The organism is Streptomyces sp. NPDC088812, assembly GCF_044750285.1.
Classification (GTDB): Bacteria; Actinomycetota; Actinomycetes; order Streptomycetales; family Streptomycetaceae; genus Streptomyces.
In genome coordinates, this window is the sequence record NZ_JBIVJP010000001.1 from 595,281 (window position 1) to 620,708 (window position 25,428).

21 protein-coding genes are annotated in these 25,428 nt (G+C 72.6%); 11 read left to right on the top strand and 10 right to left on the bottom strand.

The genetic code is table 11. The features are described from left to right. Positions 1 to 3 precede the first annotated feature (3 nt). Positions 4 to 1,230, bottom strand: a complete 1,227-nt coding sequence (locus ACIP67_RS02605) for an ABC transporter substrate-binding protein (protein WP_401686787.1) — start codon at positions 1,228 to 1,230, stop codon at positions 4 to 6. Positions 1,231 to 1,392: 162 nt separating this feature from the next. After that, on the bottom strand, positions 1,393 to 2,430 hold the full coding sequence (locus ACIP67_RS02610; protein ID WP_401686190.1) for an ABC transporter ATP-binding protein: 1,038 nt from the start codon (positions 2,428 to 2,430) through the stop codon (positions 1,393 to 1,395). Between the two features lie 124 nt (positions 2,431 to 2,554). Here ACIP67_RS02610 and ACIP67_RS02615 point away from each other — a divergent pair, with 124 nt between their 5' ends. Both ACIP67_RS02615 and ACIP67_RS02620 read left to right on the top strand, forming a co-directional pair. Then, the gene (locus ACIP67_RS02615; protein WP_401686193.1) at positions 2,555 to 3,292 is read left to right on the top strand and encodes a FadR/GntR family transcriptional regulator; all 738 of its coding nucleotides are present in this window, start codon (positions 2,555 to 2,557) and stop codon (positions 3,290 to 3,292) included. Positions 3,293 to 3,326: 34 nt separating this feature from the next. Continuing rightward, on the top strand, positions 3,327 to 4,112 hold the full coding sequence (locus tag ACIP67_RS02620; RefSeq protein WP_401686196.1) for a cache domain-containing protein: 786 nt from the start codon (positions 3,327 to 3,329) through the stop codon (positions 4,110 to 4,112). Positions 4,113 to 4,122: 10 nt separating this feature from the next. Here ACIP67_RS02620 and ACIP67_RS02625 read toward each other — a convergent pair whose 3' ends face one another. After that, complete coding sequence (locus ACIP67_RS02625; protein WP_401686199.1) at positions 4,123 to 4,659, bottom strand: GNAT family N-acetyltransferase; 537 nt, start codon at positions 4,657 to 4,659, stop codon at positions 4,123 to 4,125. A gap of 356 nt (positions 4,660 to 5,015) precedes the next feature. Here ACIP67_RS02625 and ACIP67_RS02630 point away from each other — a divergent pair, with 356 nt between their 5' ends. Beyond that, positions 5,016 to 5,483 carry a tectonin domain-containing protein gene (locus ACIP67_RS02630; protein ID WP_401686202.1) on the top strand — a complete coding sequence of 156 codons (468 nt, stop codon included), beginning with the start codon at positions 5,016 to 5,018 and terminating at the stop codon, positions 5,481 to 5,483. Here ACIP67_RS02630 and ACIP67_RS02635 read toward each other — a convergent pair. Both ACIP67_RS02635 and ACIP67_RS02640 read right to left on the bottom strand, forming a co-directional pair. Then, on the bottom strand, positions 5,459 to 6,802 hold the full coding sequence (locus ACIP67_RS02635) for a sensor histidine kinase (protein WP_401686204.1): 1,344 nt from the start codon (positions 6,800 to 6,802) through the stop codon (positions 5,459 to 5,461). The two genes, ACIP67_RS02630 and ACIP67_RS02635, sit on opposite strands and share 25 nt — an antisense overlap. Continuing rightward, on the bottom strand, positions 6,802 to 7,452 hold the full coding sequence (locus ACIP67_RS02640; RefSeq protein ID WP_401686207.1) for a response regulator transcription factor: 651 nt from the start codon (positions 7,450 to 7,452) through the stop codon (positions 6,802 to 6,804). Before ACIP67_RS02640 ends, ACIP67_RS02635 begins: the two co-directional genes overlap by 1 nt. Before the next feature lie 129 nt (positions 7,453 to 7,581). Here ACIP67_RS02640 and ACIP67_RS02645 point away from each other — a divergent pair, with 129 nt between their 5' ends. The 5 genes from ACIP67_RS02645 to ACIP67_RS02665 all read left to right on the top strand — a co-directional run bounded on the left by ACIP67_RS02645 (position 7,582) and on the right by ACIP67_RS02665 (position 16,512). Continuing rightward, a complete protein-coding gene (locus tag ACIP67_RS02645; RefSeq protein WP_401686210.1) occupies positions 7,582 to 9,099 on the top strand; it encodes a S41 family peptidase in 1,518 nt (505 codons plus the stop codon). A 231-nt stretch (positions 9,100 to 9,330) separates the two neighbouring features. Beyond that, the gene (locus ACIP67_RS02650) at positions 9,331 to 10,299 is read left to right on the top strand and encodes a polysaccharide lyase family 1 protein (protein ID WP_401686213.1); all 969 of its coding nucleotides are present in this window, start codon (positions 9,331 to 9,333) and stop codon (positions 10,297 to 10,299) included. 218 nt (positions 10,300 to 10,517) lie between these two features. Beyond that, positions 10,518 to 14,111, top strand: coding sequence for a substrate-binding domain-containing protein (locus tag ACIP67_RS02655; protein WP_401686215.1), 3,594 nt, complete (start codon positions 10,518 to 10,520; stop codon positions 14,109 to 14,111). Positions 14,112 to 14,140: 29 nt separating this feature from the next. Then, positions 14,141 to 14,776, top strand: a complete 636-nt coding sequence (locus ACIP67_RS02660) for an MFS transporter (RefSeq protein ID WP_401686789.1) — start codon at positions 14,141 to 14,143, stop codon at positions 14,774 to 14,776. A 395-nt stretch (positions 14,777 to 15,171) separates the two neighbouring features. Further along, a complete protein-coding gene (locus tag ACIP67_RS02665) occupies positions 15,172 to 16,512 on the top strand; it encodes a dicarboxylate/amino acid:cation symporter (protein WP_401686218.1) in 1,341 nt (446 codons plus the stop codon). 172 nt (positions 16,513 to 16,684) lie between these two features. On the opposite strand, the gene ACIP67_RS02670 is transcribed toward ACIP67_RS02665, so the two are convergent. Together ACIP67_RS02670 and ACIP67_RS02675 are read right to left on the bottom strand one after the other, a co-directional pair. Continuing rightward, entirely contained in the window at positions 16,685 to 17,299 is a 615-nt protein-coding gene (locus ACIP67_RS02670) for a TetR/AcrR family transcriptional regulator (RefSeq protein ID WP_401686221.1), read from the bottom strand. 204 nt (positions 17,300 to 17,503) lie between these two features. Next, complete coding sequence (locus tag ACIP67_RS02675) at positions 17,504 to 18,115, bottom strand: TetR/AcrR family transcriptional regulator C-terminal domain-containing protein (protein WP_401686224.1); 612 nt, start codon at positions 18,113 to 18,115, stop codon at positions 17,504 to 17,506. Between the two features lie 55 nt (positions 18,116 to 18,170). On the opposite strand from ACIP67_RS02675, the gene ACIP67_RS02680 reads away from it, so the two are divergent. Next, positions 18,171 to 19,643: an FAD-dependent monooxygenase gene (locus ACIP67_RS02680; RefSeq protein WP_401686227.1), complete on the top strand. Its 1,473-nt coding sequence runs from the start codon at positions 18,171 to 18,173 to the stop codon at positions 19,641 to 19,643. A gap of 211 nt (positions 19,644 to 19,854) precedes the next feature. Here ACIP67_RS02680 and ACIP67_RS02685 read toward each other — a convergent pair whose 3' ends face one another. After that, a complete protein-coding gene (locus tag ACIP67_RS02685) occupies positions 19,855 to 20,967 on the bottom strand; it encodes a LacI family DNA-binding transcriptional regulator (protein WP_401686229.1) in 1,113 nt (370 codons plus the stop codon). 544 nt (positions 20,968 to 21,511) lie between these two features. Further along, positions 21,512 to 21,649, bottom strand: a complete 138-nt coding sequence (locus ACIP67_RS02690; RefSeq protein WP_401686232.1) for a hypothetical protein — start codon at positions 21,647 to 21,649, stop codon at positions 21,512 to 21,514. 222 nt (positions 21,650 to 21,871) lie between these two features. Between ACIP67_RS02690 and ACIP67_RS02695 the strand changes: the two genes are divergently transcribed. Continuing rightward, complete coding sequence (locus ACIP67_RS02695; RefSeq protein WP_401686235.1) at positions 21,872 to 23,041, top strand: type III polyketide synthase; 1,170 nt, start codon at positions 21,872 to 21,874, stop codon at positions 23,039 to 23,041. Positions 23,042 to 23,384: 343 nt separating this feature from the next. Here the strand turns inward: ACIP67_RS02695 and ACIP67_RS02700 are convergent, their stop codons facing one another. Beyond that, positions 23,385 to 24,041, bottom strand: coding sequence for a TetR/AcrR family transcriptional regulator (locus tag ACIP67_RS02700; protein WP_401686238.1), 657 nt, complete (start codon positions 24,039 to 24,041; stop codon positions 23,385 to 23,387). Between the two features lie 348 nt (positions 24,042 to 24,389). Between ACIP67_RS02700 and ACIP67_RS02705 the strand changes: the two genes are divergently transcribed. Next, entirely contained in the window at positions 24,390 to 24,824 is a 435-nt protein-coding gene (locus ACIP67_RS02705) for a hypothetical protein (RefSeq protein ID WP_401686241.1), read from the top strand. Positions 24,825 to 25,428: the final 604 nt, after the last annotated feature.

Sequence of the window (25,428 nt, forward strand, 5' to 3'; positions counted from 1 at the left end):
CGGTCAGCCCTTGATCTCGGTCCATGCCCGGACCCACTCGGCGTACGGCACGCACCGGACGTCCGTGCGGCCGTCCAGGCACTGCTCGATGGGCGTGTTCCAGAACGCGATCTTCTTCCAGTAGTCCTCGTCGGCGGCGTGGTAGGTGTCGCACCACGTCGGGTCGCCGGTCTCGTCGCACGCCTTCGCGTTGGCGGGTGCCTCGCCGAAGTACTCGGCGACCTGGGCGTTGACCTTCGGGGAGACGATCCAGTCCAGCCACCGGTAGGCGCAGTTCGGGTGCTCGGCCTCGGCCGACAGCATCCAGGTGTCGGACCAGCCGGTGGACCCCTCCTCGGGCACGACGGCCTCGACCGGGCCTCCTTCGGCGCGGGTCAGGTTGGTGATGACCTGCCAGGTGGTGCCGACGACGGAGTCCCCGCTCTTGAACGCGGAGATCTCCTTCAGATAGTCGCTCCAGTACTCGCCGATGTTCGCGTTCTGCTGCTTCAGCAGGTCCACGGCGGCGTCGAACTGCTTCTGGTCGAGGGCGTACGGGTCCTCGATCTTCAGCTCGGGCCGGGTGGACTTCAGGTACAGGGCCGCGTCGGCGATGTAGATCGGCGAGTCGTACGCCGTCACCTTGCCCCGGTACTTCGCGGCGTCGTCGAACACCGCGGACCAGGAGGTCGGGGCGGGCTCGACCACCTCCGTGTTGTACATCAGCAGGTTGGCGCCGCGCCCGTGCGGGATGCCGTAGGTCACGCCGTCCACGGAGTTCCACTCCTGGAGCTTCAGACCGGCGAAGAGGTCCTGGTAGTTCGGTACGAGGTCGGTGTTGACCGGGGCGGCGTCCCCTGAGGCGATCAGGCGCAGGGAGGCGTCTCCGGAGGCGGAGACGGCGTCGTACCGGCCGGTCTTCATCAGCTTGACCATCTCGTCCGAGCTGGCGGCGGTCTTGGCGTTGACCTGACAGCCGGTTCGCTTCTCGAAGTCGCTGACCCAGTCGGTCTCCGGGTCGTTGGAGCCGTCCTCGACGTATCCGGCCCAGGCGATGAGGTTGACCTCGCCCTCGCCCTTGCCGAGTTCGGACTGTGCCTTCAGGTCGGGCGGGTCGAATCCGGCGGAGGAGGAACCGCCGGAGTCGGAGCACCCGCAGGCGGTGGCCGCGAGGAGCGCCGCCGCCACGGCGGCCGTGAGGACGCGTCGGGGACGCGCGAGGCCTGTGCGGTGGGGGTGTACGACGGACATGAGGCCGGGGCGGACGACGGACATGAGGCCGGGGCGGACGACGGGAATGCGGTCGGGGCGGACGACGGGCATGCGGTGGGGGCGCATGACGAGCAGGCGGTGAAGGCGCACGACTTCTCCCTGTGTGAAGGGACCGGGCGGGGGCGGGGCCAGGGCTTCGGATCAGTGCGTGTCCGGGACCCGGACGGCGTGGCGGCGGTGCCACCGGAGGCGGACGCGGCTGCCGCGGTAGGCGGCGACGTCCTCGGAGGAGGTCTCCAGGTTCTGCTGGAGCGCGGTGAGACGGCCACCGGCGTCGAGGTCGACCAGGAAGCGGGTCGCGTCCCCCAGGTAGACGACCTCGGCGACGGTGCCGGTGACGGTGGAGTGCTCGGCGTCGTCGGCGACGGCGGACTCCTCCAGGACCCGGATCTTCTCGGGCCTGACGCTGTAGGTGCCCGGGGCGCCGGCCACCCGCCGGGCCGTCTCGCCCTCGAGCAGGTTCGAGGCGCCGACGAAGGAGGCGACGAACCGGGTGGCCGGGCGTTCGTAGATCTCGGCGGGGGTGCCGACCTGTTCGATGCGGCCCCGGTGGAAGACGGCGATGCGGTCGCTCATCGTCAGGGCCTCCTGCTGGTCGTGGGTGACGAAGACGAAGGTGATGCCGACCTCGCGCTGAAGGGCTTTCAGCTCGACCTGCATCTGCTCGCGCAGCTTGAGGTCGAGGGCGCCGAGCGGTTCGTCGAGCAGCAGCACGCGCGGGCGGCCGACGAGGGCGCGGGCGAGGGCGACGCGCTGCCTCTGGCCTCCGGAGAGCTGGGCGGGCCGCCGGTCGCCGAGCCCTTCGAGGCGGACGCCGGCCAGCGCCCGGCGTGCCTGCGCCAGACGCTCGGCCTTGGGGACCCGCCGGACCTTCAGGCCGTAGGCCACGTTCTGCTCGACCGTCATGTGGGGGAACAGCGCGTAGTCCTGGAACACGGTGTGCACGTCCCGCTCGAAGGGCGCGAGCCGGGTGACGTCGCGGCCCGCGAGTTCGACGACACCGCCGGTGGGCACCTCGAAGCCGGCGATCAGGCGCAGGACCGTGGTCTTCCCCGAGCCCGAGGGGCCCAGCATCGAGAAGAACTCTCCGTCCGGGATCTCCAGGTCGACTCCACGGACGGCCTCCGTCCTGCCGAAGGTCTTGCGGAGGCCCTGGAGCCGGATGGCGCTTCCTCCCATACGGGAACCTTTCTGAGCGGTCGTCCGTTGGTCGTCCGTCAGACATGAAAGATATGAAGTCATAGTTCAAATCTCAAGATCCAGGTAGGGTAAAGCCTCGACAAAAGAAGGAGGGGTCCGACCCGTGAACCTTGAAGCCCACGCGGCTCGCCGGGCCGTCTTCGTGCCCCTCGAGTCCGCGGCGCGGGTGGACGTCGTCGTACGCCGCCTGACCAACGCCATCGAACTGGGACTGCTGGAGGACGGGGAGCAGCTGCCCGGCGAACTCGAACTGGCCTCGCTGCTCGGCGTCTCCACCGTCACCCTGCGGGAGGCGCTGGTCACCCTCAGGGCGCGGGGGCTGGTCGCCACGCGCAGGGGCCGCGGCGGCGGCAGCTTCGTGACCCTGCCGACCACGCCCGCCACCGAGCGGCTGCACGCGCAGCTGGCGGAGTGGAGCACCGAGGGACTGCGCGACCTCGGCGACCACTGGGCCGCCGTGTCGGGAGCCGCCGGCCGCCTGGCGGCCCAGCGCACCGAGCCCGAGGACCTCGCTCCGCTGGAGCGTTCGGCGGCGGAGCTGGAGCGGGCCCGGCAGCCGTCGGAACGGGCGCGGGTCTACGGCAGGTTCCACGTGGAGACGGCCGCCGCGGCACAGTCGGCGCGCCTGACCCGGTCCGTCATCTCCCTCCAGGCCGAAGCCGGCGCCCTGGTGTGCCTCGCCCTCGCCGACGATTCCCACACCAGGGATGTCGTTCACCGTCATCGTGCCGTAATCTCCGCGCTGCACGATGGTGCGGGCGACACGGCGGGGACGGTGTTGGAGGAGTGCGTCCGGGCCACCGTGGCGCATCTGGTGCGGATCCGCCTCCGGTCGCTCTGAGCGAGACGAGGGGCGGCGTGTGAGGAGGACTCCCATGGCCACCGGTCTTCCCGCCACGCCCCCGGGTCCGGGCACGGTCGACTCCGCCGCGGTGGCGGCCCTCTCCGACGCGGTCCAGGACATCGTCGAGCGGGTCTTCGGCACGGTCGAGCGGACCGCGGCCGCCTGCACGGCCCGGCTGAGCGCGGTCGCCTCCGAGAGTCGCCGCCCCCTCTCCGCGGACCTCGCGGTCCTCAGGCCGGACCTGCACCGCCGCCTGGTCCGTGACGACCTGGTGTCGGGCCTCGGGTTCGTCGCGGCCCCCGGCCTCCTGTCCGACACGGCCACCTGTCTGGAGTGGTGGCAGACCACCGGCGACGGGACCGTACGGCCCCTCCTCCTCGACCTGGACGGCGTCCACTCGTCCTTCGTCGACTACACCCACTGGGACTGGTACGCCCGGCCCCGTGACACCGGCGGACGCCTCATCGCGGGGCCCTACGTCGACTACCTCTGCTCCGAGGAGTACAGCCTGACGTTCTCCCTCCCCGTCGTCGTGGAGGGACGCTTCGCCGGAGTCGCCGCGGCGGACGTGTACCTGCGCCACTTCGAGGCGACGATCGCCCCGCTGCTGCGGCGCCTGCCCGTCCCGGCCCGGCTGGTCAACGCGCGGGGCAGGGTGGCGGTGTCCACCGACCCCCACCACCTGGTGGGCTCCCTCACCAAGGGCCTCGACTTCACCGCACCCCCGGCCCAGCCGTCCCGGCCGGCGGTGCGGGGCGGACTCGCCCTGTTCCCCTGCGAAGGAACCTCACTCGCCCTGGTCACACCGGCCGGCTGATCCGCAGGGGTCACATGGGGAGGGAGAACAGCCGCACCGGCTCGGCGGGCCAGTGCGCGTCGTCGCGCAGCGGCGTCACCATGGTCCGCAGCGGCATGGTCACCAAGCGGTCCCCGGGCTGTTCGACGCGTACGTCCTGGTCGAGCGGGTGCCATCCGAGGCGCCGGTAGAGCGGTACGAGGGAAGGCCGGCAGAACAGGAGCGCGTGCCGCGGACCCATCGTGCGAGCGTGGTCGAGTGCCGCCGCGACCACCAGCCGGGCCAGTCCCCGGCCCCGCAGGCCTGGTGCGACGGCCACTCCGCCGACGCCCACCACCTCCGTCCCGGCGTCGCCGATCGCAACGGGCAGCCGGAGCAGGCCGGCGTGTGCCACGAGCCGCCCGCCCTGTCTGACGGCGAAGTGGTCTTCTTTGGGCAGCCAGGTGAGACCGGCCGCGGCGACGCCGAAGGGATCGTCGCCGGCACCGAGGATCTCGTCCTGCTCCGCCCTCGTGTACCGAGGAAGCCGTACGACGGCCGGTGCCACGGCGGACTGGTTGTCGGACATCTCTCCATGATGGTCCCTCATCTCTCCATGATGGTCCCCCGGCCGCCCGGGAGTCAGCCTCACAAGTCCGGTAGTCGGTCGACGACTGCTGCTGCTTCCACAGGCGTCGGTATCGTCGGCGCCCGGTGACGTGGGTCAACGCGACACCCGCGCGTCACCCACACCAGCGACGACAGTTCGCGTCGTCCGTCGGCCCGGCGGGCCGGCATCCGCCCAGCACGAAGGGGTGGACCCGTCCGTAAACGTGCTTTGACGGCCAATAAGTCCGATCGTCCTTCACATTCATTCATGAGATGAATCGTTCCGCTGGGGGAGCGTCACCGTGCACCACTTCCGAGCGGAGAGGAGTCGGCAGCATGGCCGACTGGAAGCAGATCAGCGGGGCGCTGGTCCGGATCGCCGTGGGGTCCCGGACCAACGTGTGGGGCGTGAACGCGGGCGGGAACATCTACCGCTACACCAACAACGACGCCAGTCCGTGGGTGCAGGTCCCCGGTGCCCTGACCGACATCGGCGCGGGGGCGGACGGCACCGTGTGGGGTGTCAACTCCGCCGGGAACATCTACCGCTACACCGGCGACCAGGAAGCCGGCCACTGGAAGCAGATCAGCGGCGGGCTGAAGGCCATCTCGGCAGGGTCCCGCACGTCGGTGTGGGGCGTGAACGCGGGCGGGAACATCTACCGCTTCACGAACAACGACGGCAACCCGTGGGTGCAGATTCCCGGTGCCCTGACCGACATCGGCGCGGGGGCGGACGGCACCGTGTGGGGTGTCAACTCCGCCGGGAACATCTACCGCTACACCGGTGACCTGCCCGGCTGACCCGGCCCGCTCACGCAGCCGGACGTGCGCCGCGCAACGCCGTCAGCGGCACCGCGGCACACGCCCGCGCCGAAGTCGGTCGACCGTCGGTCGGTTCGGGCGTCGTCGCGAGCCGGCCGATCCGGCGTCGCCCGTCGGGCGACGCCGGATCGGCCCGTGCACCGCGGCAGGGTGACGGTGACGGTGAGCCCTCCGCCGGGACGGGGCCGGGCGTCCACCTGCCCCTGGTGCGCGTCGGCGACGGCGGCGACGATGGACAGTCCGAGACCCGCGCCCTGCGCGGGCCCGGTCCGCGGCGGGTGCAGACGGCGAAACGGCTCGAAGAGCTCGGGTACGCGGTCGGCGGGGATGTAAGGGCCGGTGTTGCTCACCGACAGACCGGTCACCGGTGAGGTGCGGATCCGGACGCTGCCCCCCGGGTGGTTGTGGCGGATCGCGTTGTGCACGAGGTTGTCGATCAGCCGGGTCAGCAGGACCGGATCGCCCAGGACGGGGGCCGGCCGCAGGTCCCGGTCGAGGGTGACGCCTGCCTCGCCGGCCGCGCCGCGGTGCTGGTCGGCGACTTCGTGCGCGAGATCGCGGAGGTCCACCGGTTCGCGCCGTTCGGGACCGTGCCGGCCCTCGGCCAGTGCCAGCAGCCCCTCGATGAGCCGCTCGGTACGCACATTCGACCTGAGGAGTTCCGCGCGCGTCCGGGCCAACTGGGCGGGCGTAGGGTCCTCCAGGCCGATCTCGATGGCGGCGCGCTGGACCGCCAGCGGCGTGCGCAGCTCGTGGGAGGCGTTGGCCGCGAACCGCCGCTGGCTGTCGGCGGCCCGCTCCAGGCGCTCGAGCATGGCGTCGAAGGTGTCGGCCAGTTCCCTGAGCTCGTCCGGAGGACCGGTCAGGGCGATCCGCTCGTGCAGATCGGACAGCGACAGCCGCCGCGCGGTCGCGGTGATGCGGTGCACCGGCCGCAGCACCCGGCCGGCCAGCCACCATCCCACCGCCGCTCCGACCACGGCGAGCACCGCCACGGCGACCCAGATCAGCAGCCAGTGGTAGGACTGCACGGCGATCTGCGCGTCCCCGGCCGCCGTCGTCGGGTGGTCGGGGAACTCGGCGCCCGACGCGCCCTGCCCCACGGGCACGGCGGGCGGCCCGGCGGACGCCGTGGCCCCGGGCGTGTCCGGTCTCGCCGCCGCCAGGCTGCCGGCCTTGTGCTCGAACAGCCGTTGCGCCAGCAGGTCGACGGCGATCAGCACCGCGGTCGAGGTGGCGACGAACAACGCGGCGTACAGGGCGGTCAGACGCGCCCGTACGGTCGACAGCCGGGGCATCACAGCCGGTACCCGCCGGAAACCGTGGTGATCACCGGCGGTTCGCCCAGCTTGGCCCGGAGTTTGCTCATCGTCGCCTTGACGACCGTGGTGAAGGGGTCGGTGCGCTCGTCCCACGCCCGCTCCAGCAGTTCCTCGGTGGTCACCACCGCCCCCCGCGCGCGCATCAGCACCTCCAGCACGGCGTACTCCTTCCGGGACAGCGGCAGATAGCGCCCGTCCCGGTGAGCCTGCCGGCGCGCCCCGTCCAGCGTGACGCCCGCGCGCTCCAGCGTCGGGGGCAGCGGCGCGGCGCGGCGGCGGTGCAACGCGCGTACCCTGGCCAGGAGTTCGGCGTACGCGAACGGCTTGCACAGGTAGTCGTCGGCTCCCAGGCCCAGACCGGCGGCCCGCTCGGTGACCGTGCCGGCCGCCGTCAGCATCAGGATGCGCACCGCCGCCCCGCCCTGGGCGAGTCGCCGGCACACCTCGTCGCCGTGCACCTCGGGCAGATCCCGGTCCAGCACCAGTACGTCGTAGTCGTCGGCCGCGAGGCGCTCGAGAGCCGTCGCGCCGTCGTACGTCACGTCGACCGTCATCGCGTGCCGGCGCAGCCCGTCGGCCAGCAGGTCGGCGAGTGCCTTCTCGTCTTCGGCCACCAGTATCCGCATGGCTCCTTCTAACCCGCGCCCGGTAAGACGGCGGTCAACGCTTTCGATCACCCGGATCCGACGCCGTGCCGGCCAGCCTGAGGGCAGTGCCCGAGCACCTCGCCCACCACTCTGTCCACGGAGGACGTCTTGAGCGACACCACGGCAACGTTCCGGATCCGACGCAAGCGCTCCAGGCGCGGCACGTCCCTGCGGCGCGTCCCGAAGTGGGGCGTGGCCCTGGGCATCTCGGCCCTCGTGGTCGGGGCCGGCTCGGCGGCCGACGCCGGCACCGTGAGCCGGGCCTCGGCGCAGTCCGACGCGCCCGCGCTCTGCCAGGAACTGCCCAGCGACCAGGACCCCGCCGAACTGCCGGCGTCGACGCCGACCACGGTCACGACACTGCACCAGGTGTACCGGTGCGTCCTCGACCACCACTACCGGGGCTCGCGGCTGGACACCCGGGTGCTCCTGCGGGACGCCTTCGCGGAGTTCACCGTGGAACTGCAGCAGCGCGGTCTCGACCGGCCCGAGGCGACGCTCGGTGAGCTCACCGGACACCGGGAGCGCGACTGGGCCTCCTTCGCCCAGGCGTACCGGGGCGTGCTCGACGCGTTGTCCGCCGACGCGGACCTGCGGGAGATCCTGGCGAGCGCCGTGATCCGGGGCATGCTCGGCAGCCTCGACGACAACCACGCCGGCTGGGACAGCCGCCCGACGCCGCCGGCGGAGGCGCCCACCCGGTACGGCTACGGCATCCTCGACGCCTCCTCGGGCAGCGAGACCCCCGCCAACATCAAGGACGCGACACCGCCGCTGTACGTCAAGCTGACGGTGCCCGGCTCGCCCGCCGACGAGGCGGGACTGCTGCCGGGCGACATCATGGTCGCCGTCAACGGTGTGCCCGTGGTCACCGACGGCATCCTCAACGCGGGCTCACTGGGCGCCCTCCGCCCGACGTCCGGCGAGGAAACGCTGCGGCTGACGGTCGAACGCCCGGCCACCGGAAAGACCTGGACGGTCGAGATGCGGCCCGACGTCATCACCTCCGGATCCACCGCGGCGATGAGCGTCACGCTGCTGCCCGGCGACATCGCCAAGGTCGTGCTGCCCTCGTTCTACATACCCGATGTCGCGGACGACGTCCTCGCACAGATCGCGAAGCTGCGCGAGACCACGCAGCTGCGCGGCGTCGTCTTCGACGTGCGGGGCAACATGGGCGGGCGCGTCGAGCAGACCACCCAGCTGATCAGTTCCTTCGTGCACGGCAAGCTGATGAGCAGGGACTGCGACCTCGACAACCACTGCACGGAGAACCGCACCGACGACTCGGTGCCGCTGCTGAACCTGCCGCTGTCCGTCGTCACCGACGGTGACTGCGCTTCCGCCTGCGAGGACTTCGTCGCCAACGTGAAGTACCTCGGGCTGGGCGAGGTGGTCGGCGAGCGCACCAGGGGCGAGGCCTCGGGACTCCAGGTCGGCTACCGGCTGGACAACAACACCGTGCTGCTCCTCCCCAGGCTGTACCGGACGTTCGCGCACGGCGAGCAGGTCGACGGGATCGGCGTCCCGGTCGATCACCGGGTCCCGCTCACCGCGGCGGACATCTCCAACGGCCGCGACCCCGCCGTCGACAAGGCGCGCGAGCTTCTCAGCTCCCCGGTGTGATCGGCGCCGGGCGGCCGGCTCCAGGAGGGAGCCGGCCGAGCCGCTGATCAGGACGGCGTATCCGGAAACCGCCGCTCCGTCTTTCCGTGGCAGAAGGACGCAATCGTCCACCGACGGCACGTCATTGTCCACAACCGTCGCACTAGTCTCGCAGCGAGCCGACCGCGCGGCCCCGGTGGTGCACCCCCCACAGCACGACACCTCTCCCCAACCCCACGGACGGAGATCCACATGCGCAGGACGAGCGCACGGTTCACCCTGGCCGGAGCCACCGCGGCGAGCGCCGCGGCGCTGGCCCTGATCGGAGCCAGCACGGCCAGCGGGTCCACCGCGGCCGAGGACTCGACGGCGATCGCGGCCGCCGGACCCGTCGGCTTCGGCGCCGCCACCACGGGCGGGGCCGGCGGCAGCACGGTGACCGTCACCACCGCCTCCGCCTTCATCTCAGCGGTGCAGAGCAGCACCACCCAGACCGTCCGGGTCAACGGCACCATCGCGTTGACGTCGATGACCAAGGTCGCCTCGAACAAGACCATCGTCGGCGTCGGCACCGCCGGCAAGATCACGGGCAGCGGACTCAACGTCGCCAGCGTGAGCAACGTGATCATCCAGAACCTGACGTTCACGGGCTCCAACGACGACGCCATCAACGTCCAGTACTCCACCAACGTGTGGATCGACCACAACGACATCTCGGACGCGTACGACGGAGCCGTCGACATCAAGCGCGCCTCGACCAACATCACGGTGTCCTGGAACCGCACCCACGACCAGGACAAGAACATGCTGCTCGGCCACTCCGACGACAACTCCAGCGAGGACACCGGCAAGCTGAAGGTGACCTACGACCACAACTGGTTCGACGGCACCACCCAGCGCAACCCGCGCGTCCGCTTCGGCAACCCGGTCCACGTGCTGAACAACTACTTCAGTGACATCGGCTCCTACGGAGTGGCCTCGACCGAGAACGCGGGCGTGCTCGTGGAGGGCAACTACTTCGAGAACACCGACGACACCTACCACCTCGGTGAGGGCGACTCCGACGAGGGCTCGCTCGCGGCGAAGAACAACTGCTTCGTCAACTCGACCGCCGGGCAGACCGGTGGGTCCGTGGCGTCGATCCCGTACAGCTACACCGCGGAGTCGGCGTGCAGCGTCAAGGCGACGGTGACCGCGGGCGCCGGTGTCGGCAAGATCTGAGCCGCACCACCGCACCTGACCAGCACCACCGCACCTGAGCCGCACACCGCGCTTGACCCGCACCACGGATCTGACCCGTACCACCCGCACGAGGGCAGGACCGGTGACCGCCGTGTCACCGGTCTTGCCCCATGGCACCTCCTCCTCTAGGTTCCCCCATGCCCCGTCGGCGCCGGCGCCGTGGGGGACCCCGGCGGAGGGCGAGCAAAGGGGCGCGGATGGCCGCAGACCTGTGCGCCGCCGACCCGCCGCGCGGACCGGACCGGCCGCTCACCGTGGGACTGCTCACCGCCAACATCCACCTGGGGGTCGGCGCCACCCTGTGGTCCGGTGTCTGCGCGGCGGCCCGGCGCAACCACGTCAACCTGGTCTGTTTCCCCGGCGGGAACCTGCTCCACGGCGACGTGGCCCGCAGCGAACTCTACGAACTGGCCGGACCCGCCAGACTCGACGGCGTCGTGTGCTGGAGCTCCACCCTGGGCCTGCCCTCCGGCGGCCCCCGGGCCCGCGGTCTGCTGCGGCGACTGGCCCATCTGCCGCTGATCAGCCTCAACCAGCCGCTCAGCGACCAGACCGACGTGCTGTCCATCGACTCGCACGCGGGCATGCGCAAACTGGTCGGACACCTCGTCGTACGGCACGGCCGCCGACGGCCGGCCTGCATCCGCGGCCCGCTCGCCCACCCCGTCTCCGAAGAGCGCTACCGCGCCTACGTCGACGCCCTGCGCCACCACGGCATCCGGCACGAGCACACCCTCGTGGGCGCCGCCGTCGACTTCGCCGCGTCGGCGGGAGCCTCGGCGATGCGGGCACTGATCGAGGCGCGCGGGCTGGTCCCGGGCGTCGACTTCGACGTGGTGCTGGCGTGCAGCGACGTCCTCGCCGCGGGAGCGCTGCGCTATCTGACCGACCGGGGGGTGCGGGTCCCGGAGGACGTCGCGGTGGTCGGCTTCAACGATTCCCCCGAGGCCCGGCTCGGCGACCCGCCCCTCACCTCGGTCGCCCTGCCCTTCGCGGAACTGGGCGCGCTGGCGGTGGACACCCTCGTCGCCCGGTTGCGCGGCACCCGGCCACCCAACCGCACGACCATCCCGGCCACCCTGGTACCGCGCCGTTCCTGCGGCTGCCCCTACCCCTCGGCGTACGGCACCTCACCACCGGTTCCCGCGGCCGTGTCCCCGGGGCCGGCGGCCCCGCACGCGCGGGCGCCGCACGTCGGCTGGGCGGCCCTCGACTCACTTCTGCCGTCCGCGGGGGCCCGGCTCGCCTCGGCCTTCCATGCCGAGCTCCCCTGCGACGGGGGACTTCCCTGCGACGGGGGACTTCCCTGCGACGGGAAACTGCCGTGCGACGGGGAACCGCCGTGCGACGGGGCCGAGTCGGTCCCGGCCGCCGAAGCGCCGGCCGACCGTGCGGCCGCGAGCGGGGAAGCGGACCCCGGTGACCGGCCCGGCGCCTTCCTGACGCTCGTGGAGCAGTTGCTGCGCGGGCACGCCGGTACCCAGGCCGAGGTCGACCGCTGGCACCAGGCGCTGGAAGGCGCCCGCCGCGACGTGGTGGACGCCCTGCCCCGGCCGCGCCGCAGGGCCGGTGAGCTCCTGTTCGGACGGGCCCGCCTCCTCGCGGCCGAGCGGTCGCGCGCGCTGCTGGAGTACGAACGCTGGTCCCAGACCCGACGCGCCCGCAGGCTACGGCAGTTCGGCACCGCCTTGACCACGGTGGTGGACCTGGAGGGGCTGTCCGACGTCCTGGAACGGCACCTCACCGAACCCGGCGTCCCGCACTGCCGGATCGTCCTGTACGAGCGGGCCCACGACTCCGCCGACCCGGCCGTGCGCGGCATGGCGCGCACGGTCCTGAACCGTGCGGGGGAGCGGACCCCCGCGGTCTCCGGCGCGCTCGGCGAACCCGCGTTCCCGGCCGGCCTGCTGCTGCCCGACGCGCTGCTGCCGCGCGAGGACCGGTACACACTCGTCCTGGAACCCCTGCACATCGGTGACGAACACCTCGGTGTGGCCGTGTTCGACGCGACCCGCACGGAGGCCGTGGACCACGACGGCGCCCTCTACCGGGAACTGGGCGACCAGATCAGCGCCGCCCTGAAGGCGATCGGCCTCTTCGACGAGGTGCGCCGGGCCCGGGACGCGGCCGAGCAGGCCAGCCGCTTCCAGGCACGGCTGCTGACCCACGTCACGGACGAGGTGCGCACCCCGGTGGAGGCCATGCTCCAGCACGGCGGCGATCCGGGGACGGCGCTCACCGGGGTCCGCCAGGAGGCGGCCCGGCTGCTGTACCTCATCGAGAACCTGCTGGACCTGGCCCGCTCGGAGGCCGGTGACCTCGTGCTGTCCCGGCGGCTGACGGACCCGCTGCCCTTACTGGCGCGGGCCTGTACGACGGCGGCGGCCGCGCGGCCGGCGGCCCTGCGCTGGCGGCTCGACCTGCCGCAGCGGCTGCCGTCGGTGTGGGTGGACGAGACACGGCTGCGGCAGATCCTGCACAACGTGCTGTCCGCCGCCGCGGACCGGGCCGGCGTGAGCCCGCCCGAGGTCACCGCCGTCCTGACCCCCCACGGCATACGGATCACCGTGGCCGTCCCCGACGCCCGCGCACCGTGCCCGCGCCCCGGTCAGCCGTTCGACGTCGGGGTGACCACGGCCCGTCGGCTGGCCATGATGCACGGTGGGGCACTGACCCTCTCCGGCACCGACAGCCGGCCGGAGTACGTCCTGCACCTTCCCCTGCCGGCGCCGGACGGGCAGGCGCACCTGACCGGTGGCGGTGCGGCGCCGCTCCTCGTCCTCACGCCCGGCCCCCTCGCCCCGGACGTGGCGGACCTCTTGGTCCGGCACGGACTGGAGGAGTCCCGGCCCGACTCCCTGCACGACCTCATCCGCTCGGTCGAACACCGTACCCCCGCGGCCGTCGTGTGGGACGCGCTGCCCGACCGCCCGCAGGAGTGGCGGGCGGTGCAGCGACTGCACGACCATCCCGCGCTGCGGCACACGCCGTTCCTGCTGTTCGGCGCGCACGGCACCGATCTGCGGCAGGTACTGCGGGCCCTGCGGCCCGACGGGTTCGCGGCGCCCGTGATCGTCGCCGGCGGCTCGCGGGAGTCCCGGGAGACGATGCGCCGGCTGGCGGAGGCCGCGCTGCCCGACCACCCCACGCGGGTGGTCGCCGATGCGACGGCCGTTCTGGCCCTGGTCGCCGAGGAGCGGCCGCGGCTGGTGGTGCTGGAGCGCGCCCTGCCCGATCTGCGGGGGCTGGACGTCGTGGACCGTCTGTACGACGGTGCGGGCCGCGCCCTGTGTCCGGTCGTCGTCGCCGGGCACGAAGGGCTGACGGCGGAGGACGCGCGCCGGAGCCGCCCGCACCCGGCGCTGCTCATGCTCGACCTCGACGTGTTCACACCGCACGAGGCGGCCGCGCTCGTCCGCGACCTGGCCGGGCAAGGCGGCCTGCCGCCGGCGCGGTCCCGGGACGTCCTCGACGAGGCCCTGGTCTTCCTCTACGAGCACTGGCGCCGGCAGATCTCCCGCTGGCAGGTGGCGCAGGCCGCCGGAGTCAGCCCCGACCACCTGGGCAAGCTCTTCCAGCAGCGTTACGGCCTCACGGTGTGGGAGTACCTGACCCGGGTGCGCATCGGCCGGGCCGCGGAGCGCTTGCGGCTGAGCGACGACAGCGTGCAGAGCGTGGCCCGCGCGGTGGGCTTCCGCGACCGCGCGTACTTCAGCCGGGTGTTCCGCAAGGTGACCGGAGTGGCCCCGCGCCTCTACCGCGAGGAGTCGGCCGGCGGCCCGGGACCGTGACGCGGACCTGACGGCCGGGCCACCCGCAGCTGCGCCACCGAGCGCCCCGCCCCGCTCCGGCCGCCGGGACCGCGCGGGCCGGGCGCCCCCACGTGGCCCGGACCGCGGTCGCCTGGAGCCTCACCGCCTTCTTCGGGGGGCAGACCCTCGCGTTCTCCACCACGCTCGCCTGGCTGCCGTCCGTCCTCGTCCAGGCCGGGCTCGGCAGCGGCGCCGCCGGCACCGGCCAGGCCCTCCTCATCTGCGGCGTCGCCGGCGGCGGCTTCGCCGCCCCCGTCCTCGCCGCCCGGCGCGCCGACCAGCGCCCCCACATCCTGGTGACCGCCCTGGTCTGCGCGCGCGGGCTCGGCGGGCTTCTGCTCGCCCCGGCCGGCACCTCGATGGTGTGGGTCGTCGTCCTGGGCGTGGGCCTGGGCGCCGGACAGGCACTGCCCGGCGTGCTCCACGCCCGCCGGGGCGGCGACCACGAGCAGGTGACCGCCCTGTCCACCATGGCGCAGACCTGCGGTTTCCTTCTCGCTGCCACCGGCCCGGCCGTCGCCGCCGCCCTGCACACCGCCACCGGCACCTGGACCGCACCGCTGACCATGCTCTCCGTCACACTGCTCCTGGGCGCCGCGGCGAGCATGCGCGCCGGCCACGACGCCGAGCGACCCCGGGAGTGACCGGGCGGCCGTAGCCCTCGCCGCCCCTCCGCCCCGCGCCCCGGGAGCCCCGAACGGGGCGGGGACGCAGACGCTCGGCGGAGGGGCTCCAAAGAACGACTTTGATGTTCTGAAAGTGCAAGTGTTAATTTCTCTGTGTGAAGACAGAAGCCGCCCACCGTGCAGCCGCCGCCCAGAGCGCCGGCCCCTCGGTCGTGAGCGTGCCGCTCGTGGCTCGTCTGCACATCGACCTCTGCCGCCGTATGTCGGCAGCCTGTCGCCCCTGATCGGCGCTCTCTCGCCGAGCCCCGGGGCGCCGTCGTCGACGCTTGCGCACGCTCGCCGCCCCGCGCCTGCCTTCCTCCCGCTCGTCCCCTTCCCCGTTCATCCCCGCGCGTCCTCACTGGAGTGTGTCCGTGTCCGCGAACACCGCCGATCCGAAGCCCGCGAAGCCCGGCTTCCGGATACCCCTGCCGTTCTGGGCCCAGGTCCTGCTCGGCCTCGTCGTCGGCCTGGTGCTCGGTTACGTCGCCCGCACCTACGACGTGTCCTGGCTCGCCACCACCCTCGACAAGGTGGGCGGCATCTTCGTGCAGCTGCTGAAGCTGGCCGTGGCCCCGCTGGTCTTCTTCGCGATCACGGTGTCCATCACCAACCTGCGCAAGGTCAACAACGCGGCCCGGCTGGCCGGCCGCACCCTGCTCTGGTTCATGGTCACCTCGCTGATCGCGGTGGTCATCGGCCTCGCCATCGGCCTGGTCTCCAACCCGGGCTCCGGCTCCGACCTGACCCCGGCCGACGGCGCCAGGCCGGACCACGCCGGCAGCTGGCTGGACTTCCTGACCGGCATCGTCCCCACGGACGTGATCACACCGTTCACGGAGCTCAACGTCCTGCAGATCGTCTTCATGGCGGTCGTGGCCGGCATCGCCATCCTCAAGATCGGCCCGAAGGCCCAGCCCGTCCTGGCCCTCTCCGAGTCCGTCCTGGAGTTGCTGCAGAAGGCCCTGTGGTGGGTGATCCTGCTGGCCCCGATCGGCTCCGCGGGCCTCATCGGGCGCGCGATCGTCCAGTACGGCTGGGACCTGATCGGCAACTACGCGACCTTCACCGCCGACATCTACATCGGCTGCGCGCTGGTGCTGTTCGGCGTCTACCCGCTGCTGCTCGCCTTCGTCGCCAGGCTCAGCCCGCTGCAGTTCTTCAAGGGCGCCTGGCCCGCCATCCAGCTGGCGTTCGTCTCCCGCTCCTCGGTCGGCACCATGCCGGTCACCCAGCAGTCGGTGATCCGCCTCGGCGTCCCGAAGGACTACGCCTCCTTCGCCGTCCCGTTCGGCGCGACGACCAAGATGGACGGCTGCGCGGCGATCTACCCGGCCATCTCCGCGATCTTCGTGGCCCAGATCTTCGGCGTCGAGCTCGGCATCAGGGAGTACCTGCTCATCGCGTTCGTCTCGGTGATCGGCTCGGCGGCCACCGCGGGTCTGACGGGCGCGACCGTCATGCTCACGCTGACCCTGTCCACCCTCGGCCTGCCGATGGAGGGCGTGGGCCTGCTGCTCGCGATCGACCCGATCCTGGACATGATGCGCACCGCCACCAACGTCGCGGGCCAGGCCCTCGTCCCGGTCCTCGTCTCCGCCCGCGAGAAGATCCTCGACCGGACGAAGTACGACACCGCGACGGCTTCCCCCGTCGACGACGTGGAGAGCGTCTCCACCGAGCCGCAGCCGGCCGCCGCTCCGGCGGCCGGCTGACGCCCCGGCCCGTCGCCCCCGTCCCGCTGTGTCCGGGACGCGGACGCGACATCTGCCTCCGCCCCGCCGGCGACAGCCGGCGGGGCGGAGTGCTGTCCGCCGTCAGGCGGGCACGGGCGGTCCGCCCCTCTCCGCGGCGAGGCCGACCGGAGGCGGGGCTGAGGCCGCTCGGCTACCGGGGTTTCCTGATCAGCGACATGAACGCCTCGAGGTGGGCGGCCATGTCGATCGTCTCGTCGTGCAGCCACGCGACCTGGATGCCCTCGATCAGCGCGGTGATCTGGCGGGCCACGACGGACAGGTCGAGGTCCGGCCTGAGGCGGCCGGCGTCCAGTTCGCGTTCGAGCTCGGTGCGGACCGAGCCGACGAAGTCGGCGTCCCTGCGCCGGATGAAGTCGTGTGCCGGGTGCTCCGGCCGGTCGGCCTCGGCGCGCAGCGTCACGTCGAGCCGGATGACACCCCGGATCTCCGCGTTGTGGCGCATGACCTCCGGCACGGTGTCGAGCAGGCCCCGGTTCTCCATGAGCGCGAGGCGCCCCGGCCCCTCGATCTCCTCGCGGCGCGCGAGCACGGCCTCCAGGAGCGCGGCCTTGGAGCCGAAGTGGTGCAGCAGCAGCGTGTGACTCGTGCCGATCGCTTCGGCGATCTGGCGTACGGAGAGCCGCTCGAAGCCGTTCTCGGCGAACACCCGGAAGGCCGCGGCCACGAGTTCGGCGCGCCTGCGCTCCCCGTTGGCGTACCGCGCGCGCGTGCCGCTCCGGGCGGAGGTGCGCGTCGACTCTGTCATCCCCTGCCTCTTCCCCCGCGGGTCCGTCGTCCCCGGGGGAGGTTATCGCACGGTCCTCATCGCCACCTTTGCGGCGGCGCGGGACACCGGCCCCGCGAGCACCGCCGTCTCGATCAGCGCGCTCGTGCTCCTCGCCACGGTGCCCCTGGGCCCCGTCGTCACCCGGCCGTCCTCGACGTCGCCATGGCCGGGCGGCCGCCTCGCTCACCGCGGGGCGAGGATCGAGGCCAGGCCGAACTCGAAGCGCTCCTCGAAGGCGGTGGAGGTGAGGTGGCCGAGCGCGCGGTGGAGGGCCGGGTGGCTCGTCCGCGAGACCGCGTCCGCCAGGCGGTCGCCCAGCGGTTGCCGCTCCGCCGCCTGTTCCTCCTGGGTGAGGCCGAGGGTGAAGTACATGACCGTCCAGGTGGTCCAGGCGGCCTCGCGCTCGTTCCGTCCGTCGTCCAGGAGCGCGGCGACGAGGGTCTCGGCGAGACGCAGGGTGTGCGGCTCGGCGGCGTAGGTGCCGACGACGAGTGCGGCGCCGTCGCGGTGGGCGAGCAGGGCGCGGCGGTAGCGGCGGGCCAGTTCACGGGCGCGCCGGTCCGGTGAGGCCGGCAGGTCGTCGAGCGGGATCTCGCCGACGACCGCGTCCGCCATGAGCTCCAGCATCCTGGCCTTGGTCTTCACGTGCCACAGCACGGTGTTCATCCGTACGCCGAGCCGTTGGGCGACCGCCCGTGTGGACAGCGCGTCCAGGCCCTTCTCGTCCAGCAGTTCCAGCGCGGCACGGATCACGGTGCCGGGTTCGAGACGGTCTCCCGTTTGCCTATTGGTCACTGACCTAGTTTACTGCGGACCCAGGTTATTGGTCACCGACCAAGAAGGTGGGTTCATGGACAGGCACCACGTCGTCATCGCCGGAGGCGGCCCCGTCGGCCTCTGGCTCGCCGCCGAGCTGCGGCTGGGCGGGATCTCCGTCACCGTCGTCGAGGAGCGCGGGGAGATCGACGAGCGCTCCAAGGCGCTCACCGTTCACCCGCGCACCATCGAGGTCCTGGCCACACGGGAGGCGCACCGGCCGTTCCTCGCCGAGGGCCTGCCGGTCCCGGCGGGCCACTTCGCCCTGCTCGACGAGCGGCTCGACTTCCGCGCACTGGACACCCCGTTCCCGTACACCCTCGCCCTGCCCCAGTCCCGCACCGAGGAACTGCTCCAGGAACACGCGCTCCGGCTGGGCGCCACCATCGAGCGCGGGCATCGCGTCACCGGGTTCACCCAGCGCGCGGAGTCGGTGACCGTGCGGGTGGAGGGACCGGAGGGACCATACGAGACCGAGGCGGCGTACCTCGTCGGCTGCGACGGCGCCCGCAGCACCGTACGCACCACCGCCGGTGTCGACTTCCCCGGCACGCCCTCCACCGTCCTCGGCTGGCTCGGCGACGTCACCCTCGACAACCCGCCGCCGCCCGGCTTCGGCACCTTCACCCTCCGGGGCGGGGTGATGGTCGCGCCGCTGCCCGGCGGTCGGTTCCGCATCGTCGGGGTCAGCCCCGACAGCCTCACCACCGAGTGGCCGGGCGACCTCACCCTGGAGGAGCTGCGGCGCAAGACCGTCGCCGTCACCGGCGACGACTTCGGCATGCGCGACGCGTCGTGGCTCTCCCGCTTCGGCAACGCCACCCGGGTGGCCGCCACGTACCGACGCGGCCGCGTCCTGCTGGCGGGCGACGCCGCCCACCAGCACTTCCCCGCCGGGGGAGTCGGGATGAACGTCGGCATCCAGGACGCGCACAACCTCGGCTGGAAGCTGGCCGCGACCCTGAACGGCTGGGCCCCGGACGGCCTGCTGGACACCTACCACGCCGAACGCCACCCGGTCGGCATCCAGCTGGCGGAACACAGCCGCGCCCAGACCGCCCTGATGTCCGCCTTCACACCCGAGGGCCTCGCCCTGCGCTCCCTGCTCAGCGGTATGATCGCCGACCGGCCGGAGTTCGGTCACGCCCTGTCCGAACGGCTCACCGCGCTCGCCGTCCGCTACCCCACCGCGGACCCGACAGCCCACCCGCTCACCGGCACCCGCGCCCCCGACCTGGCTTTCACCGGTACGCACAGGAGCCTGTTCGCCCTGGTGCGCCCGGACGCGTACCTCCTGCTCGACCTCACGGCCGACGGCGCACTCGGCGACCGCGCGCTGCCCGGGCTCGCCGTCCACACCGGTACGCTCGACCGTCCCCCGGCCGCCTGGAGCACCGTGCGCGCCGCCCTGGTCCGCCCCGACGGTCACGTCGCCTGGGCCGCGACCGACCTGGACGACACGGCACTGTCCGCGGCCATGGGCCGGGTCGTCGCCGGTCGTCCATGACGGGGTGAGCCCTGGCCTGACGGTGCGTCGACCGGCGATGCCGGTGCCGCCGAGGTCGACCGCGACCACCTGGGCGGGCGGCGGACGGCTGCTTGTCATCGGGAGCGTCCTTCCGGGGATGCGGTCGCCCGGGTGCCCGGGGTGACGCGGGCGGCCTCCGCGCGCAGGGCCCCGACGGTGCCGGCGCCGGTCAGGCCGTGCCGGATGCCGGTCACGGGGTGTTCTCCTCGCACGTCGTGGATCCGGCGGGCCCGGACGTCGCTCCGCAGGACTGCCGGACGGTGATGGTGGGACGCAACAGGATCCGGCCGCGCGGTACGGCGGGTTCGTCGAGCCGCCGGAGCAGCGTCTGCGCGGCGATCCGGCCGAGCTGGTGCTTGGGCGGCGCGACCGCGGTGAGCGGGATGTCGGCGAGGTCGGCGATCTCGTCGTCGTAGGCGACCAGGGCCAGGTCGCCTGGGACGGAGAGTCCGGCCCGGCGGGCCGCGCCGAGCAGCAGCGCGGCCTGCCGGTCGCCGAAGCACACGGCGGCGGTGGCGCCGGCGGCGGTCAGCGCGGCCAGGCAGCGGTCGGCCGCGGCGGGGGACCACTCCTCCCGGCCGGCGCGGAACTCCACGTGCCGCGCGCCGAGTTCGGACACCGCCTGGTGGAAGCCGTCGGCGACCGGAGCGGTGGTCGGGCTCTGGTCGCGCAGGACCAGACCGATCGCGTGGTGGCCGAGGCCGGCGAGGTGGCGGACCGCGTCGTAGGCGCCGGCCTCGTGATGGGTGCACACGGAGGTGTTGGTGGCGGCGAGGGAGGGGTCGCGCCGCTCGACCAGGACGGTCGGCACGGGCAGCGACGCCAGCCGTGCCAGGACCGTGAGGGCGGGCTCCGGTCCGAGCAGCGTGGGGACGACGAGCAGTCCGTCGACGCCCGCGTCCAGCATGTCCCGCAGGTCCTCGGACTCGCGGGCCTGGTCGTAGCCGGAGCAGGCGAGCAGCAGCCGGGCGCCGGCGGCGGACAGGGTCTCCTCGATGCCCTGGAGGACCTTCGGGTAGTAGAACGCGGTGTCGGGCACGAGGACGCCGACCAGCGCCCGCCCGGGAGCGGGTGTGCTCGGCGGCGCGACGAAGGTGCCCGAGCCCTGCCGGCGCACGACCAGTTGCTCGGCGACCAGTTCGTCCACGGCGCGGCGGACCGTGCTCACCGAGGTGCCGCTGGCCTCGGCGAGCGCCTTCTCGGTGGGCAGCCGTCCGCCGGCCGGCCAGGTCCCCCGGAGCACCTGCTGCCTCAGTTCGGCGGCGAGTCGACGGAACTTCAGGTCGCGGGCGCCGGTGTTCATGGTCGTCGTTCCCCCTGTCGTGTGGCTCACTTGACCGAGCCGACGGTCATTCCCTCGATGATCCGTCGTCCCAGCCACACGGAGCGGGCGAGCACCGGAACGGCACAGGACAGCGGCGCCTCCGCCCCTCGGAGGAACGCAAGCGCCGCTGTCGTGTCTCTCGAGCCGGCCCGCCCGTATCTCTCCTCGGCGTGTGCGGATCGACGGCGTCCGGCGTGTTCCGCACGCACCCGTGCTGGTCGGCGGGTCGCGTGCGCCGGACGGCGCGGGTGCCGGAGGCGCGGGTGCCGGACGGCGCGCTGGTCCTCGCCGCTTCTCATGCCGGTGGCGGGGCCGGGCCTTCGCGGCCTTGGCGGGCTGCGGGTGTGCGGGCGGAGTGTCGCCCGGGTTCGGTGCGGGCGCCACCGACGGCGCTGGGAAGACCGCCGCCGGATCCCGGAATCACCCGTTCAGGCCACTCCGATTCACCCTCGCAGGGGGAAGGGGCTTTTACTCGTAGGGAGGTACGAGGCCCACCGGAGGTCATCACGTTGCATGCCGACGCTCAGCAGGAGACAGCATCCGACGCCTCGATGAAGGAGTCGTTCATGGCCGTGAGGCTCAAGCTGATCGTTTCCGCCGCGCTGAGCTGCGCGCCGACCGCCCCGACCGTCCTGACCGCCCCGACCGGGAACGTCGCCACCGCGGCAGCCTTCCCACGGCGCAGCCGCTGCTCGTCCCGCTGTGCGGAGGCGGCCCGGTCACCGTCACGTGGCCGCTAGCCGCTCCTGCTGATCACCGGCCTCCCCTCGAGGGAGCCGCTCCCGTGCGCGCGTGTCGCAGCGCCGTCGGCCACGCAGAGGTGCGCCGACCGGGGAAACCGGTCCGTCGCGTGCCTGTCCGGCAGAGTGAAAGGTTCCGTCCCATGCCCGTTCTGTGCCGTCCCGCCGTCAACGTCCCCGAGCACATCATCACCGCGGAGCAGACGCTCGCCCTGGCGGAGCGTCAGCACGCCGGCCACGATCAGCTCGCCCTCGTGCTCAGGCTCATCCGCAACACCGGGGTGAGCAAGCGCCACATCATCCAGCCCATCGAGGAGACCCTGCGCCACCCCGGTTTCGAAGAACGCAACCGCATCTACGAGGTGCAGGCCAAACAGCGGGTCCCCGACGTCGTGCGGCGCGCCCTCGACCACGCCGAGCTGGCGACGGACGAGATCGACGCCATCATCTACGTCTCCTGCACCGGCTTCATGATGCCGTCGCTGACCGCCTGGCTCATCAACCGCATGGGCTTCCGTCCGGACACCCGGCAACTGCCCATAGCCCAACTGGGCTGTGCGGCCGGCGGCGCGGCGATCAACCGGGCCCACGACTTCTGCGTCGCCCACCCCGGCAAGAACGTCCTCATCGTGTCCTGCGAGTTCTGCTCCCTGTGCTACCAGCCGACCGACCTGGACATCGGATCGCTGCTGTCCGACGGGCTGTTCGGCGACGCGGTCGCGGCGGCCGTCGTACGCGGCCAGGGCGGCCGGGGGCTGGGCCTGGAGCGCAACGCGTCCTACCTGATCCCGCACACCGAGAAGTGGATCTCCTACGCCGTCAAGCCGACCGGGTTCCACTTCCGGCTGGACAAGCGCGTACCGACCACCATGGAACCGCTCGCCCCGGTCCTGCGCGATCTCGCCGCCGCACACGGCTGGGACGCCTCGCGCCTCGGCTTCTACATCATCCACGCGGGCGGCCCCCGCATCCTCGACGACCTGTGCCGTTTCCTGGACGTCGAACCGCAGGCCTTCCGCCACAGCAGGGCCACGCTCACCCAGTACGGGAACATCGCCAGCGCCGTCGTCCTGGACGCCCTCGGCCGACTGTTCGAGGAAGGCGGAGCCCCGGACGGAGCGCCCGGCATCATCGCCGGCTTCGGTCCCGGCATCACCGCGGAGATGGCCGTGGGCCGGTGGGTCGACGCACCGGTGCCGGACCTCGCGGCCCACTACGCGACCGGGCGACGGACCGCCGCGATGCCGGCGGCCCGGCGCGTCGGGCCGCCGGCATCGCAGACGGCCGGCCGCTGGCCCGTGCCCCAGGCATGACGTGGCGTCGGCGGTGATCCGCGCACCGTCGCCGTTCCGGCCGGGCAGCCGGTACCGGGACCCGCCGGGCAGCCGGTACCGGGACCCTGAGGCCGGAGGAGCACCGTAGAAGCGGCCCGTCCGCGTGGCGTACTCACCGACAACGCCGCGCGGACGGGCCGCTGTCCGCTGATCGGCCGGCCCCCGCCACCCCCGGCCCGGCGCCGTCGACGCCGGCCCCGGCCTGCGTACGGCGCTGCCGGGGCAACTGCTCGCGCCAGGCCCGTCGCCGTTCTCAGGCCCCGTCGCCGTTCTCAGGGCAGGTCGCCGTTCTCAGGGCGAGACGGGAAGGCGACGACAGGACCTAACCGCCGAGTGCCCGATCGGCGCGCATCCGGCCCGTGGGGGGCGGGCCGCCGGGCAGGAGGTCGGCCCGTGGTGCGGGAAGGCCGTACAAGGCGTACAGGCGGCGGCGTATCGGCTCGGCCGGGTACTGGTCGCCGTAGACGGCGGTCTTGAAGATCACGCCCTCCAGCACGCTGCGCAGCAGCACCTCCTCGACCGCCGGGTCCTCGGCCCCGCGGGCGGCGAACAGCGCGCGCAGTCCGTCCTCCAGGGCCACCACCCGTTCCTCCTTGCGGGACTCGGCCGCCGCGAACAGGGGATGCGTCGCCGGGTTGATCACCAGACTGAGCGTGATCCGCTGGACGGGAACCGTGGCGACCGCCAGGGCCATGACCCCGTCGATGATCGCGGCCAGACGCTCGTCGGGCGTGCCGGTCACCTCCACGAGCGCGGAGACCCCGTCCAGATAGCGGTCGAGCAGCTCGTCCACCAGGTTCTGCTTGCCGGGGAAGTAGTACGTGAGCAGACCGCGGGAGACGCCGGCCCGTGTGGTGATCTCCGAGATGGTGGCGTCGTGGTACCCCTTCTCGGCGAAGACCTCCAGGGCCGCCGCGAGGATCCTCTCCCGCGACTGCGCCCGCAGTTCCTCGTTGGCCTCCGCCGACCGTGGCGACACGTGCCACCCCACTCCCGCTCGTTCCTGGTCCCGCGCCGGACTGGTCCACCCCGGCACGACCATTGTCGCCGTCCCGCCCCGGAACCCCGTCACGGGTCCGGGGCCCAGCCCCCGCGACCTGCGCGCACGGTCGTCCGGCCGGTGGTCCGACGTGCGGGCGGGGCGGTTGAACTCCGCTTCCCGGCAGGGCACTTGGGATTGGGTGTTTTGGTTGGCTAGCTGTACAGTCAACGCGGGTTCAGCCACCTCGCGGTCAGCGCGGGCCGTGCTGACCGCGGCTGCCCGGTGCCGTGCGGGTGTCGGCACCGGGCAGCCGTTTTCGGTTCACGAGGAGGAGTGCACACAGTGGTGAGCAAGGAACAGCTCAAGGCGGACATCCACGCGGCCTTCGACGCCGCCGTGCCCGGCGGTGCGGGCTACACCAAGGTCTACGCCTCGGACATGAAGGAGCGGAACTTCATCGTCTACCGCAGCACCACGGTCTACAACTACGCCGTGGGCTTCAGACCGGGCAGCACCGAACTCGTCATAGTCCCGGTCGACGAGGACGGCGGCCGGGTCTCGGCGGGCACGCCGGTCGTCATCACCGACGCGAACCGCGGTGCCGTGAAGAAGCGCGACCTCCAGGGCCGTTTCCACATCTCGACGACGGACGGCCGGAAGTTCCGCCTGTCCGTCATCCCGTCGGTGCCGAAGATCACCGCCGGCTTCTACCAGCTGCCGGTGGACCAGAAGGCCGAGTGCGAGGCCTTCCAGGAGGTCAGGAACCTCATCTGCGCCTGAGGCCGGGTGCCCTCGCCGGGCGCACGCCTCGGGCCGGTGGGGAAGGCCCGCCGCCCAGGTGTCCTCGTCCGCTTCGTACTCCCGGACCAGGGGGCGGACGAGGATGCCGGTGCGGGGGTGGTCGCGGCGGGTCAGGTGTCCGGCGGTCGGGGCGACGCCCGGCGCGGTACCCGCGAACGCGCTGGTCCGGGAATGGTTGCAGCGGTGCGCAGTGACATCCGTCACATGGCGTTCTCGTATCAACGTTGCCCGGTAGTACATGGCACGCGGGCGACATAGGTGGATCTTGGCTACCGAAACAGACATACGGCGCACAGGATGCGGCGGCGGAGCCCCGATCCGGATGCTGTGTGCTGCCCGCCCCGCGCAGGCGGCCTGCTGGCGGAGCGTCAGGCCGCGTCGCCGTTGCGGTGGGGACGGGTCAGCACACCTGCGCGCCGGATTCAAGGAGCTCCGGCGCCTACGAAGGCAGGTAGTAGCGACCTTCGTTGCCGCTCGCTCACACAGGTTCAACAATGACGGCCCCAGGCGGCGTCACCGCAGGTCAGGCACAGCGTCCATGCAGTGCCGAGTCTGCCGGGGGCGCCTGGAGACGACCGAGCGA

Excerpts from the sequence above, each read along its gene's own strand:
- ACIP67_RS02625 (WP_401686199.1), bottom strand. The coding sequence starts at position 4,659 with ATGTCCGACAACCAGTCCGCCGTGGCACCGGCCGTCGTACGGCTTCCT.
- ACIP67_RS02605 (WP_401686787.1), bottom strand. The coding sequence starts at position 1,230 with ATGTCCGTCGTACACCCCCACCGCACAGGCCTCGCGCGTCCCCGACGC.
- ACIP67_RS02685 (WP_401686229.1), bottom strand. The coding sequence starts at position 20,967 with ATGAACACCGGCGCCCGCGACCTGAAGTTCCGTCGACTCGCCGCCGAA.
- ACIP67_RS02610 (WP_401686190.1), bottom strand. The coding sequence starts at position 2,430 with ATGGGAGGAAGCGCCATCCGGCTCCAGGGCCTCCGCAAGACCTTCGGC.
- ACIP67_RS02640 (WP_401686207.1), bottom strand. The coding sequence starts at position 7,452 with ATGCGGATACTGGTGGCCGAAGACGAGAAGGCACTCGCCGACCTGCTG.
- ACIP67_RS02695 (WP_401686235.1), top strand. The coding sequence starts at position 21,872 with ATGCCCGTTCTGTGCCGTCCCGCCGTCAACGTCCCCGAGCACATCATC.
- ACIP67_RS02620 (WP_401686196.1), top strand. The coding sequence starts at position 3,327 with ATGGCCACCGGTCTTCCCGCCACGCCCCCGGGTCCGGGCACGGTCGAC.
- ACIP67_RS02635 (WP_401686204.1), bottom strand. The coding sequence starts at position 6,802 with ATGCCCCGGCTGTCGACCGTACGGGCGCGTCTGACCGCCCTGTACGCC.
- ACIP67_RS02650 (WP_401686213.1), top strand. The coding sequence starts at position 9,331 with ATGCGCAGGACGAGCGCACGGTTCACCCTGGCCGGAGCCACCGCGGCG.
- ACIP67_RS02670 (WP_401686221.1), bottom strand. The coding sequence starts at position 17,299 with ATGACAGAGTCGACGCGCACCTCCGCCCGGAGCGGCACGCGCGCGCGG.
- ACIP67_RS02680 (WP_401686227.1), top strand. The coding sequence starts at position 18,171 with ATGGACAGGCACCACGTCGTCATCGCCGGAGGCGGCCCCGTCGGCCTC.
- ACIP67_RS02630 (WP_401686202.1), top strand. The coding sequence starts at position 5,016 with ATGGCCGACTGGAAGCAGATCAGCGGGGCGCTGGTCCGGATCGCCGTG.
- ACIP67_RS02655 (WP_401686215.1), top strand. The coding sequence starts at position 10,518 with ATGGCCGCAGACCTGTGCGCCGCCGACCCGCCGCGCGGACCGGACCGG.